Source organism: Pseudomonas sp. W2-17 (assembly GCF_041060445.1).
In the GTDB taxonomy this organism is placed as follows: domain Bacteria; phylum Pseudomonadota; class Gammaproteobacteria; order Pseudomonadales; family Pseudomonadaceae; genus Aquipseudomonas.
The window spans coordinates 113,256-125,877 of the sequence record NZ_JAUFNS010000016.1 but is presented as its reverse complement, the minus strand read 5'-3'; the positions used below and the strand labels follow the sequence as shown (position 1 = coordinate 125,877).

The window sequence follows — 12,622 nt, the reverse complement described above, 5'->3', positions numbered from 1 at the left end:
TCTTTATCGGATATTTCATCATTGGCCGTTCGATAATTTTAGTAACATAGCCCCCTAAGCATTTGAACGTCTCCGCTCGCAGGAGCACTAACGAATGTACTCACCCACCGCTGCACTAACCCAGAAGGAGTCAATTATGTGGACTAAACCTGCTTACACTGATCTGCGTATCGGCTTTGAAGTCACCATGTACTTCGCAAGCCGTTGATTGTTGCGCGGTGAGAAGCCTCGGTTCGCCGGGGCTTTTTTATTAACGCGATTCTGATTCAGGGCCGGATTGGCCTGTCGCTACGGGGTTTACATGCACATCCAGATTCTCGGTTCCGCCGCCGGCGGTGGTTTCCCTCAATGGAACTGCAACTGCGCCAACTGCGCAGGCTTTCGCGACGGCAGCTTGCGGGCGCACGCGCGCACCCAGTCGTCCCTCGCGCTGTCGGACGACGGGGTGAACTGGATCTTGTGCAACGCTTCTCCCGACATCCGCGCCCAGCTCCAGGGGTTCGCCCCGATGCAGCCCAATCGCGGCCTGCGCGATACAGGGATCAGCGCGATCATTCTGATGGACAGCCAGATTGACCACACCACCGGTTTGCTGAGCCTGCGCGAAGGCTGCCCGCATCAGGTCTGGTGCACGGACATGGTCCACGAGGACCTGAGCACAGGTTTCCCGCTGTTCAACATGCTCAAACACTGGAACGGCGGCCTGGCCTGGAATCGCATCGAGCTGGAAGGCAGTTTTGTCATTCCGGCCTGCCCAAATCTGCGCTTTACGCCATTTCCACTGCGCAGTGCGGCACCGCCCTACTCACCACACCGTTTCGACCCACACCCCGGCGATAACATCGGGTTGATGGTCGAGGACCTGAGCACGGGCGGCAAACTGTTTTACGCGCCGGGCTTGGGCAAAGTCGACGATGCCCTCATGGAGAAAATGAGCGGCGCCGACTGCCTGTTGGTTGACGGCACAATGTGGGACGACGATGAGATGCAGCGTCGTGGCGTTGGCACCCGCACCGGGACGGAGATGGGTCATCTGGCGCAAAACGGCCCCGGCGGCATGCTCGAAGTGCTGGAAAAGCTGCCGCAACAGCGCAAGGTGCTTATCCACATCAACAATACTAATCCGATCCTCGACGAAGACTCGCCCGAGCGCGCTGAACTGGCGCGGCGGAACGTCGAAGTGGCGTTCGACGGGATGAGCATCGCGCTTTAAGAACGCTGAATAACCGACTGTGGGGTGAGTTTGCTCATGAAGGTGTCAGGTCAGCCCGCCGATGAGGCACAGGTAGATCGCCTTCGCGAGCAGCTCACGCCCACGGGATCTGCGGAAATTCTTGACGAGAACTGCCGACATGAACGATGCAACGCCGCTGTCCCCCGCTGAATTCGAACAGGCCCTGCGCGCCAAGGGCGCGTATTACCACATCTATCACCCTTTCCATGTGGCGATGTACGAAGGGCGCGCGACCCGCGAGCAGATTCAGGGCTGGGTCGCTAACCGGTTTTACTATCAGGTGAACATCCCGCTGAAGGACGCTGCGATCCTGGCCAACTGCCCGGACCGGGAAATCCGCCGCGAGTGGATACAGCGCTTGCTGGATCATGACGGCGCGCCCGGTGAAGACGGCGGCATCGAAGCCTGGCTGCGTCTGGGTCAAGCCGTGGGCCTGGATCCTGACCAGTTGCGCTCGCAGGAGCTCGTTCTGCCCGGCGTACGATTTGCCGTCGATGCCTACGTCAACTTCGCCCGTCGCGCCAATTGGCAGGAAGCGGCGAGCAGTTCGTTGACCGAGCTGTTTGCGCCGCAGATTCACCAATCGCGCCTGGACAGCTGGCCGCAGCACTACCCATGGATCGACCCGACCGGCTACGAATACTTCCGCACCCGCCTGGGTCAGGCCCGCCGCGACGTCGAGCATGGTCTGGCGATCACGCTGCAGCACTACACCACACGGGACGGCCAGGAGCGGATGCTGGAAATTCTGCAGTTCAAACTCGACATTTTGTGGAGCATGCTCGATGCCATGAGCATGGCGTACGAGCTGAACCGCCCGCCCTATCACAGCGTGACCGACCAACGCGTCTGGCACAAAGGAATCGCCCTATGAGCTTCAATCGCGAACAGGTGCCCAGCTGGCGCCGCGGTTATCGTTTCCAGTTTGAGCCGGCGCAAAACGGTTACGTGCTGCTCTACCCCGAGGGCATGATCAAGCTCAATGAAAGCGCGAGCGCGATCGGTGGCCTGATTGACGGTCAGCGCAGCGTCGGCGCCATCATTGCTCTGCTAGACGAAAAATTCCCCGGCGTTCCCGAGCTCGGCACTGACGTCGAGCAATTCATGGAGGTCGCCCGTGCAGAGCTCTGGATTGAATTTGCCTGACTCAGTGAACACTCAGTCCGATGTCTACATTCCGCCCACGCCCCCGGTCGGGCTGCCGCTGTGGCTGCTCGCCGAACTGACCTATCGCTGCCCGTTGCAATGCCCTTATTGCTCCAACCCGCTGGATTTTGCCAAGCAGGGGCAGGAGTTGACCACCGAGCAGTGGTTTAAAGTCATGGCCGAAGCCCGGCAAATGGGCGCAGCCCAGATCGGTTTCTCGGGCGGCGAGCCGCTGGTGCGTCAGGACCTGGCCGAGCTGATCGCCGAAGCGCGGCGGCTGGGCTTTTACACCAACCTGATCACCTCCGGCATCGGCCTGACCGAGCAGAAGATCATCGACTTCAAAGAAGCCGGGCTGGACCACATCCAGATCAGTTTCCAGGCCAGCGACGAGCAAGTGAACAACATGCTCGCCGGCTCGAAAAAAGCCTTCGCGCAGAAGCTGGAAATGGCCCGCGCCGTGAAAAAGCATGGCTACCCGATGGTCCTCAACTTCGTGACCCATCGGCATAACATCGACAAGATCGACAAAATCATCGAGCTCTGCGTGGCATTGGAAGCTGACTTCGTGGAGCTGGCGACCTGTCAGTTCTACGGCTGGGCGCACCTGAATCGTGTGGGCTTGCTACCGACCAAAGACCAACTTGTGCGCGCCGAACGCATCACCAACGAATACCGGGTCAAGCTCGCCGCTGAGAACCACCCGGTGAAGCTGATCTTCGTTACCCCCGATTACTACGAAGAGCGCCCAAAAGCCTGCATGAACGGCTGGGGCAATCTGTTCCTGACGGTGACGCCGGATGGCACTGCCCTGCCGTGCCATGGCGCGCGGCAGATGCCGATCCAGTTTCCCAATGTGCGCGATCACACCATGCAGCACATCTGGTACGAGTCGTTCGGCTTCAATCGCTTCCGCGGTTACGAGTGGATGCCAGAGCCTTGCCGCTCCTGCGACGAGAAGGAAAAGGACTTCGGTGGCTGCCGCTGTCAGGCGTTCATGCTCACCGGCGATGCGAGCAATACCGACCCGGTGTGCAGCAAGTCGCCCCAGCACCACTTGATCACCCAGGCCCGTGATGAAGCCGAGTATGCTAGCCAGACCATCGAGCAACTGGCCTTCCGCAATGAACGAAACTCACGCCTCATCGCCAAGTCCTGACCTTCTTTCTGCCGCCCAGGCTGTGGCGGCAGGCACTGATTTCGCCGAACTCGCCGTGTGCCCTGCGGGGCTTTTCTGGAGTGAATTCCGCCCGCAGGATGCCGCGACGCGCATCTGGCGCTGGCACGACGGCGCGACTGCTTGCCTGACTCCCGAGGGTTTCAGCGTGCGCAGCCGGGTGTATGAATATGGCGGCGGTTCGTTCTGCCTGACTGACGATGCCGTGGTGTTCGTCAACGAAGCGGACCAGCAGATTTACCTCCAGCCCTTCGATTCCCCAACCCCTCAACCCCTGACCCAAGGCGACAAACTCTTCGGAGATGTCCGCTATGCGCGTGGGCAGATTCTGGCGGTTGAGGAGGATAAGGATACTCATCGGTTGGTCGGATTCGACGTCGCCGACGGCCGCCGCCACGTACTGGCCGAAGGCGCCGACTTTTATGCATCACCCTCCGTCAGCCCGGATGGCAATCGCCTGGTGTGGATCGAGTGGTGGCGGCCGCATCAGCCCTGGACGTCCTCGCGACTGATGAGCGTCGAACGCCAGCCCGATCTCGCCTGGGGTCGACCGCACTGCCTTGCGGGTGGGTTGGGGCTGGAATCGCTGCAGCAACCCCGCTTTGATGAAGCTGGGCGCTTGTATTGCCTGACCGACCGCGCCGGCTTCTGGCAGCCGTGGGTTGAGACGCTGGATGGTTTCGAAGCACTGCCTGCCGCCCCTGCCGACCACGCTTCGGCGCCGTGGCAACTGGGCGCGTCAACTTGGGCGCCGCTCGGCGACGGTGCGTACCTCGCCGCCTGGTTAGATGACGGTAAAGGCCTGCTCGGCGTGCGCTCGGCGCAGGGTTCAGTTGAAGATTTCAGCGGCGATTACAGCCGTTTCAGAAGCCTCGCGGTGGACGCGGACTACCTCTATTGCATCGCGGCGTCGCCCGTCAGCCCTTCTGCTGTCATTGCCATCAGTCGTGCTGACAAACGGGTTCAGGTGCTGGCCGGCGGCGTGAGCCCGCTCCCTGTCGAGCGCATCAGCCAGCCGCAAACCCTGCGTTATCCGAGCGGCTCGAGCGAAGCGCACGGGTATTTCTATCCGGCCATGAATGGCGAAGGCAAGCCGCCGCTGGTGGTGTTTATCCACGGCGGCCCGACCTCCGCCTGCTATCCGGCGCTGGACCCGCGCATCCAGTTCTGGACCCAACGGGGCTTCGCCGTCGCTGACCTCAACTATCGCGGCAGCACCGGTTATGGCCGCGCCTACCGCCAGGCGCTGTTTCTGGAATGGGGCGTTGTCGATGTCGAAGACGCCTGCGCAGTGGTTGAATACCTGGGCAATCAGGGCCTGATCGACCCGGCAAATGCGTTTATCCGAGGCGGCAGCGCCGGTGGTTATACGACGCTGTGTGCGTTGGCTTTCAAGAATGTGTTCCGCGCAGGAGCGAGCCTTTATGGGGTGAGCGATCCGCTGGCACTGGCGGAAGCCACGCACAAGTTTGAAGCGGATTATCTGGACTGGCTGATCGGCGACCCCGACGTCGACATGGCGCGCTACCGGGCACGCACGCCGCTGCTGCACGCCAACCAGATCAAGGTCCCGGTGATCTTCTTTCAGGGCGAACTCGACGCCGTGGTCGTCCCCGCCCAGACCCGCGACATGCTCAATGCCTTGCTGGAGAACGGCATTCCGGCGGAAGGGCACTTCTACCCCGACGAACGCCACGGCTTCCGCAAAGCCGCCAACCTGGCCCACGCACTGGAAACCGAATGGGCGTTTTACCGGAAGGTGATTGATGGCTGATGTTTCAGACGTTTTGCGCGTCAGCCACTGACGCACCTGGCCAACGCGATCATGTAGGAGTGAGCGTGCTCACGAAGAAGGCATTTCAACCGCTGGAATTTTAGCGGTTGTACCGGCCCCTTCGCGAGCAAGCTCGCTCCCACAGGTTGTGCGTAAACTGTCAAACGAGCGGCATCACCACCTGTAAATGCGCGAACCCGTGAGTGACTTATCCATAAACGTGCAGCGCTACGGCACCGATCAATACCAGCCCCACCCCGCAGACCTGAATGGCGCTGAGCCGCTCTTTGAAGAACAGGAAGCCAAGCACGGCGGCGATACCCCCTGACAGGGTGCTGATGACGGTGACCACGGAAATCGACCCCACCATCGCGCCATACGAGAACGCAGAAAACCCACCCAGGTTGAGCAAGCTCGCTGCCACAAGGGTTACCCCGGCGCGTGCAGGCGGCAGCTTCAGGGCGTCTTTCATCCGCAAAATCATCGGCGACAATACGGCGAGGCCGACCAGATGCCCCAGCCAGAGCATCGTGACGGGCCCCAGTGCTGGCAACGCGTAACGGCCTTGCATCCAGAAGCTCGACCCATATAGCAAGGCGGCGCCCAGTGCGTAGACAATCGCTTGCTGGTTGTGCTTTTTCGCCGTGGAATCGTTACCTGACGTGATGCTCGACAGAACGACTCCCAGCACGCACAACGCGATCAACAACAGCTGCGTCATCGAGATGTGCTCGCCGCTCGCCCACGAGAACAGCGTGGTAAAGACGCCGTACGACGTCACCAGCGGAGCCACAATCGAAGCTTTGCCGAGCGAGAACGCTTTGGATAACGCCAGCGCACCACTGACCGTGAAAACCGAAGCGAGTACACCCAGAAGCCACGTGTGCCAAGGCGCAGAGAATGATTTGGAGATGAAAGCCGGGTAGCACAGCAACAGCATGCACATGATCAGGAAGCCAAGCGCCTGACCGAAGTAAACCGCTCGCTTGACCCCAACGGCACGGGCATTGAGCCCTACCAGAAAATCTGTGCCGCCCCAGAACAGAGCGGCGAGTAATCCCAAAACAACGTCCACCCCTGACCTCCCTGATCATAAAGTCCGACGTCGGACTCTATGTCAGCTGATCTGAGACGGGAAGCGCGGTGTTTACAGGATGGGATTACTTACGACTGACAATGATGTAGATCGCGTGGATGATCCCCGGGATGTAGCCCAACAGGGTCAGCAGGATGTTCAGCCAGAAGGCGCCGGCGAAGCCGACTTGCAGGAACACGCCCAGGGGTGGCAGCAGGATGGCGATGATGATGCGAATGATGTCCATGGGTGAAGCTCCTGATTAATGGCCCAATGGGGGCCGCACAGCTAATCGACCTTGGACCGTTACAGGGGTTCCGCCGCGCTGTCGTCCAGCCATTACCTTCGCGCGCAGACGCGCCAACCGAAGCGGCCGACGGCATAGGACTTTTCCAGAACGCAGAAAAAAGAAAACCCCGCCTAAGCGAGGTTTTCCAGACTGTTTCCCATGACTTCCATTTCTTCCCACCGTCCTGGCAGGCAATCCCTTACGTGTCCCTGTTATCTGTTGCGCGTCCTGCGCTACGTCCATGTGAGTAGATTAAACTTGGATCCACTGGAGCGATAGAGCCGAATACCACCACGTCATGTAAGCAAATGCTTACATGATTTTCGTGGTGTCAGAACTGTGACGCCTCCAATAGGTACAGCGACTCACTGCCAGCCCTCACCGACGCTGAAAGGGACTGAATTCGAGGCAGCAGACGCGCGAAGTAGAAACGCGCAGTGCCCAACTTGCTGGCGTAAAAATCTTCCTGAGTTTCCTTGCCCCACGCCGCGTTTGCCATCATCGCCCACATGTAGGCGTACGCCGTGTATCCGAAGGCATGCAGATACTCCACTGAAGCGGCACCGATTTCATTCGGGTTGCTACGCGCCCGGTCCAGCACCCAGTCGGTCAATTCGTCCAGCGTGGTCAAGGCAGCGGCCAACGGCTTGGTGAACTCGGCCTGCGAGCTGTCAGAAGACGCAAGGAATTCACGGACTTCGTCAGAGAACAGCTTGTAGTACGCCCCGCCACTGGCGACAACCTTACGCCCCATCAGATCCAGTGCCTGAATGCCGTTGGTGCCTTCGTAGATCTGGGTGATGCGCACGTCACGCACCAGTTGTTCCTGACCCCATTCGCGAATGTAGCCATGACCGCCGAACACCTGCTGACCGTGCACGGTGGTGTCCAGGCCCATGTCGGTGAGGAAGGCTTTGGCGACCGGGGTCAGCAGTGCAACCAACGCATCGGCGCGCTGACGCACGTCGGCGTCTTCGCTGTACTTGGCGGTGTCCAGTTGCATGGCCACGTATGTCGAGAACGCGCGACCGCCTTCGTTCAGCGCCTTCATGGTCAACAGCATGCGACGCACATCGGGGTGAACAATAATCGGGTCGGCAATGGTGTCTTTGGACTGCGCGCCTGTCGGCGCCCGGCTTTGCAGACGGTCGCGGGCGTACTCGATCGCGTTCTGATACGAACGCTCACCGGACGCCAGACCCTGAATGCCGACACCCAGGCGCTCGTAATTCATCATGGTGAACATCGCCGCGAGGCCTTTATTTGGCTCGCCGATCAAATAGCCCTCGGCCTGATCGAAGTTCATCACACAGGTGGCCGACGCCTGAATGCCCATCTTGTGCTCGATGGATCCGCAGAACACCGTGTTGCGCTCACCCAAGCTGCCGTCGTCGTTGACCATGATCTTCGGCACGAGGAACAGCGAAATGCCCTTCGGCCCAGCCGGTGCGTCAGGCAGTTTGGCGAGCACCAGGTGGATGATGTTCTCGGTGAGGTCGTGCTCGCCGCCAGTGATGAAGATTTTAGTGCCGCTGATCTTGTATGACCCATCGGTCTGCGGCTCCGCTTTCGTGCGGATAATCCCGAGGTCCGTGCCGGCATGGGCTTCGGTCAGGCACATCGAACCGGCCCATACCCCGGCATACATGTTCGGCAGGTATTTGGTCTTGAGCGCTTCGCTGGCGTGGGTGTTGATCGAAACGCAGGCGCCGGACGTCAGCATCGGGTACAGCCCGAACGCCAGGCTGGCGGAGTTGACCATCTCTTCGACTTGAGCAGAAACCGCTTTGGGCATGCCCATGCCGCCGAATTCCGGATTGCCGCCGACGCCGACCCAGCCCCCTTCCGCATACGTTTTGTACGCCTGAACGAAACCTGTCGGCGTGGTGACGACAGTGTCTTTCCAGTGGCAGCCTTCCTCATCGGCCGCGCGGCTCAACGGTGCGACGGATCTGCCAGTGACTTTGCCCGCCTCTTCGAGAATCGCCTCGACGGTCTCGGCGTCCACGGTTTCAGACAGTTCGGGAAGCGTGGCCCAAAGTCGGGAGACTTCGAACACTTCATTGAGGACGAAGCGCATATCGCGCAAGGGCGCTTTGTAGTCAGCCATGGCAAACCTCGTTTCAGCGGCAAAGAGCTCGGGGGAGGAGCGGCACAGCAAAGAGGTTGCGGCGCCGATGTGTCAGTGGAACGAGTGTACCCGAACACCATTTGCGACACATAGGGTCAACGCGTGACTATTACAAATGATCCGGTCACGATCGAGCGACAGTCGAGCTCTTCCCGTTGCACGGCTGCGTGTGCGCTCGTTCAGTGGTGAAAAAGAGTCGGCTTAGCCGGCGGCAGCCATGCGCACAGCGCCGCGCTTGCTGGTCTGCGCATGGCTGATGACGCAGTTACGGCCAGCGCCTTTGGCGGCATACAGCGCCTGATCGGCGGATTTGAGGACTTCTTCCGGATTTCGGTGCTCGGGCAGACGCTCGGCCACGCCGATGCTGACGGTCACCGAAACTGTTGATGCCTGAGAGCCCGCCCGACGCTGACGCCCTTGCAGGTCATCGTTTGGACGATTGTCCTGATTGCGCAGGTGAATCTGATAGCTGGCAATGGTTTCACGAATGACCTCAAGATGCGGCATGCACTCTTCCAGGGTTTTGCCGGCAAACACGATGGCGAACTCTTCACCGCCGTAGCGATAGGCGCGCCCGCCGCCATTGGTAATCTTCGACAATTTGCTCGCCACCAGACGCAGCACCTGATCGCCGACATCGTGGCCGTGGGTGTCGTTGAATTTCTTGAAATGATCGACGTCACTCATCGCCAGCACGTAATTGCGGCCCAACCGCTGCATCCGCTCATTGAGTGCGCGTCGGCCCGGCAGCCCGGTGAGTTCGTCGCGGAACGCCATTTGATAGGCCTCGTGCGCGACCGCTGCGGCAATCATCAACATCACTTGGCTGCACATGATGTTCAGGGTGAACGGCAGGATGAAGGTTTTCGGCAACGCCCAGAACATTCCGAGCAACCCCACCAGTTGAGCGGCATGCAAGGGGCGCGGCTTATAGATGTATTGCGTGATCAGCACGGCAAACGCGATGAAAAACGTCACGTAGGACAACTGGATCAGGCTCATCCAGTCTCCGTGCAGCGCCGGCCAGCGGATGTCGGCGAGCCAGGCCAGCAGCCCGGCGGGAAAGCTCTGTTCGAGTCCCAGTGCGACGCTGCCGACGGCGACCAGTACCGCCAGCCGAGCGACAAGGTCTTGAAACAGATGGGTCCGCTCCTCCCAGGCCGCATATAGCCCGAACATGACCGGCAGCAAGAGACAACACAGATGAAACACCACGGCGGCGTCCTCTCGGACCTTTCCGTTATCGCGGTAGTAATCGGTCTGTGTGTCGAGCAGGAAATAGGCGATGTACACCGTGATCATCAGGAACAGTTCACGCTGTCGCTTGTACACGCCGCAATACGCGCCGCCCAGCAACAGCACCAGCGTGGGCAGCACGTTAAAGAGTGAGGTGAAGAAGACGTTGAGGTCTTTCACGTACGCGGCCGCCAGTCCGGCAATCAGCAAAGCCAGAGAGGGTAAAAAATGACTGAGCCGTGCGGCAGAGGGGCGCAGCAAAAGGACTATCTCCTCACAGAAAGATGCGAGTGCTGATCAAATGGCATTGTGCCTGTATCGGCCGCGTCATGCATAGGATGAGGAAGAATGTGCATGGCCTTGAGGCAAAGATCGGCAGACACAAAAAAGCCGCTTGTCCCTGAGGACAAGCGGCTTGAGGGAAACGCTCGCGGTGACTTAGTAAGCCAGGCCGAAGTGTTCTTCGTTCATGTCCATCAGGTTGCTTGCGCCCGACAGCATGGTCGCCACGTGCGTGCGGGTGCGCGGCAGGATGCGCTGGAAGTAGAAGCGCGCCGTCTGCAGCTTGGCGGTGTAGAAGGCTTCTTCGCTGGTGCCGGCTGCCAGTTTCTCGGCTGCCACACGAGCCATGTCAGCCCAGAAGTACGCCAGGCAGGCATAACCGGAGAACATCAGGTAATCCACCGAAGCGGCACCGACTTCTTCGCGGTCTTTCATGGCGGCCATGCCGACCTTCATGGTCAGTTCGCCCCATTCTTTGTTCAGCGCAGCGAGCGGCGCCACGAACTCGCTGATCGCTTCGTTGCCTTCCTGAGACTGGCAGAACTTGTGGACGATCTTGGTGAAGCCCTTGAGCGCCTCGCCCTGAGTCATCAGCACTTTACGACCCAGCAGGTCGAGCGCCTGAATACCGGTGGTGCCTTCATACAGCATGGCAATACGGGCGTCGCGAACGTTCTGCTCCATGCCCCACTCGGCGATGAAGCCGTGGCCGCCATAGACCTGCACGCCGTGGTTGGCGGCTTCGAAACCGACTTCGGTCATGAACGCCTTGGCGATCGGCGTCATGAACGCCAGCAGGCCGTCAGCTTGCTTCTTGGCTTCGGCGTCGTCGCTGTATTTGGCGATGTCGACCTGCTTGGCCGTGAAGTACACCATCGCACGAGTCCCCTCGGCGAAGGCCTTCATGGTCAGCAGCATGCGACGCACGTCAGGGTGAACGATGATCGGGTCAGCGGCCTTTTCCGGCGCTTTCGGGCCGGTCAGCGAACGCATCTGCAGACGCTCGCGGGCGTATTTCAGGCCGCCCTGGAAACCGATCTCGGCGTGGGCGAGGCCTTGCAGCGCAGTGCCCAGACGTGCGGTGTTCATGAAGGTGAACATGCAGTTCAGGCCCTTGTTCGGCGGGCCGATCAGGAAACCCGTGGCGCCGTCGAAGTTCATCACGCAGGTGGCGTTGCCGTGAATGCCCATCTTGTGTTCCAGCGAACCGCAGGTCACAGCGTTGCGCTCACCGACGCTGCCGTCAGCGGCCGGCACGAATTTCGGCACGATGAACAGTGAAATGCCTTTGGTGCCGGCAGGCGCGTCGGGCAGGCGGGCCAGCACGATGTGGACGATGTTATCGGCCATGTCGTGTTCGCCAGCGGAAATGAAGATCTTGGTGCCGGACACTTTGTACGAGCCGTCAGCCTGAGGCTCGGCCTTGGTGCGCAGCATGCCCAGGTCAGTGCCGCAATGAGGTTCGGTCAGGCACATGGTGCCGGTCCACTCGCCCGAGACCAGTTTAGTCAGGTAAGCGTCCTGCTGCTCAGCGGTGCCGTGCTCGGAGATGGTGTTCATCGCACCGTGCGACAGGCCCGGGTACATGCCCCAGGACCAGTTGGCTTCGCCGACCATTTCACTGACCGCCAGACCCAGCGACTCGGGAAGACCCTGGCCGCCATGAGCAATGTCGTGCGCCAGGCTCGGCCAGCCGCCTTCAACAAACTGTTTGTAGGCTTCCTTGAAACCGGTCGGCGTTTTTACGCCGGACTCGCTCCAGGTGCAGCCTTCGGTGTCACCGACACGGTTCAGCGGGGCCAGGACCTGCTCACAAAACTTGGCGCCTTCCTCGAGAATGGCGTCAACCATGTCAGGCGTGGCGTCCTGGCATGCTGGCAGACTCTGATAGTGCGCTTCGTAGCCGAGCAGCTCGTCACGGACGAAGCGAATATCACGCAAGGGGGCCTTGTAGTCAGGCATAGCGATAAACCTCTGCTGGTGAATCCTGGAATTGGATGACCGTGTGGTCACTGTGGGGCAGTGCCCCGGCGCCGGGAATAGAGATCACTCGGCGATCAAACAGGTGTTTGAAACATACGTTTACGCCTATACCTTGTCAAGGGACGCCCTGCACCTTTCATCACCTCCCGGTGTGTGAGATGCAGGTGCGCGCGTACGCCGCCATGCGGTTCAGACCGGTGCGTTGAGTCTAGAGAGCGTGAGGGAAATACAGGCCACAGCGCGCACGGGATGGGCGCGTGAATGAGGCATTATTCAGGAAAGAAAGAGCGACCAG

At 60.2% G+C, this 12,622-nt stretch carries 11 protein-coding genes; 6 read left to right on the top strand and 5 right to left on the bottom strand.

The features are described 5' to 3' along the window. Positions 1 to 136: 136 nt before the first annotated feature. From pqqA to QWI20_RS19800, 6 genes are all read left to right on the top strand, one after another. The gene (pqqA, locus tag QWI20_RS19825) at positions 137 to 208 is read left to right on the top strand and encodes a pyrroloquinoline quinone precursor peptide PqqA (protein ID WP_008365141.1); all 72 of its coding nucleotides are present in this window, start codon (positions 137 to 139) and stop codon (positions 206 to 208) included. A 93-nt stretch (positions 209 to 301) separates the two neighbouring features. After that, positions 302 to 1,213, top strand: coding sequence for a pyrroloquinoline quinone biosynthesis protein PqqB (gene pqqB / locus QWI20_RS19820; RefSeq protein ID WP_369306878.1), 912 nt, complete (start codon positions 302 to 304; stop codon positions 1,211 to 1,213). A 139-nt stretch (positions 1,214 to 1,352) separates the two neighbouring features. Further along, positions 1,353 to 2,108 (top strand): pyrroloquinoline-quinone synthase PqqC, encoded by a 756-nt coding sequence (pqqC, locus tag QWI20_RS19815; protein WP_369306877.1) that lies wholly within the window; start codon positions 1,353 to 1,355, stop codon positions 2,106 to 2,108. Beyond that, on the top strand, positions 2,105 to 2,380 hold the full coding sequence (gene pqqD, locus QWI20_RS19810) for a pyrroloquinoline quinone biosynthesis peptide chaperone PqqD (protein WP_369306876.1): 276 nt from the start codon (positions 2,105 to 2,107) through the stop codon (positions 2,378 to 2,380). The genes pqqC and pqqD overlap by 4 nt, the downstream gene beginning before the upstream one ends. Then, positions 2,352 to 3,539, top strand: coding sequence for a pyrroloquinoline quinone biosynthesis protein PqqE (pqqE, locus tag QWI20_RS19805; protein WP_369306875.1), 1,188 nt, complete (start codon positions 2,352 to 2,354; stop codon positions 3,537 to 3,539). Before pqqD ends, pqqE begins: the two co-directional genes overlap by 29 nt. Then, the gene (locus QWI20_RS19800; protein ID WP_369306874.1) at positions 3,505 to 5,331 is read left to right on the top strand and encodes a prolyl oligopeptidase family serine peptidase; all 1,827 of its coding nucleotides are present in this window, start codon (positions 3,505 to 3,507) and stop codon (positions 5,329 to 5,331) included. The genes pqqE and QWI20_RS19800 overlap by 35 nt, the downstream gene beginning before the upstream one ends. A 208-nt stretch (positions 5,332 to 5,539) precedes the next feature. Here QWI20_RS19800 and QWI20_RS19795 read toward each other — a convergent pair whose 3' ends face one another. The 5 genes from QWI20_RS19795 to QWI20_RS19775 all read right to left on the bottom strand — a co-directional run bounded on the left by QWI20_RS19795 (position 5,540) and on the right by QWI20_RS19775 (position 12,306). Beyond that, positions 5,540 to 6,394 carry a DMT family transporter gene (locus QWI20_RS19795; RefSeq protein ID WP_369306905.1) on the bottom strand — a complete coding sequence of 285 codons (855 nt, stop codon included), beginning with the start codon at positions 6,392 to 6,394 and terminating at the stop codon, positions 5,540 to 5,542. A 97-nt stretch (positions 6,395 to 6,491) separates the two neighbouring features. Then, entirely contained in the window at positions 6,492 to 6,653 is a 162-nt protein-coding gene (locus tag QWI20_RS19790) for a YqaE/Pmp3 family membrane protein (protein WP_037019089.1), read from the bottom strand. Between the two features lie 373 nt (positions 6,654 to 7,026). Then, the gene (locus tag QWI20_RS19785; RefSeq protein WP_369306873.1) at positions 7,027 to 8,805 is read right to left on the bottom strand and encodes an acyl-CoA dehydrogenase C-terminal domain-containing protein; all 1,779 of its coding nucleotides are present in this window, start codon (positions 8,803 to 8,805) and stop codon (positions 7,027 to 7,029) included. Positions 8,806 to 9,027: 222 nt separating this feature from the next. Further along, positions 9,028 to 10,323: a GGDEF domain-containing protein gene (locus tag QWI20_RS19780; RefSeq protein ID WP_369306872.1), complete on the bottom strand. Its 1,296-nt coding sequence runs from the start codon at positions 10,321 to 10,323 to the stop codon at positions 9,028 to 9,030. A gap of 177 nt (positions 10,324 to 10,500) precedes the next feature. Then, positions 10,501 to 12,306 (bottom strand): phenylacyl-CoA dehydrogenase, encoded by a 1,806-nt coding sequence (locus QWI20_RS19775; RefSeq protein ID WP_369306871.1) that lies wholly within the window; start codon positions 12,304 to 12,306, stop codon positions 10,501 to 10,503. Positions 12,307 to 12,622 lie beyond the last annotated feature (316 nt).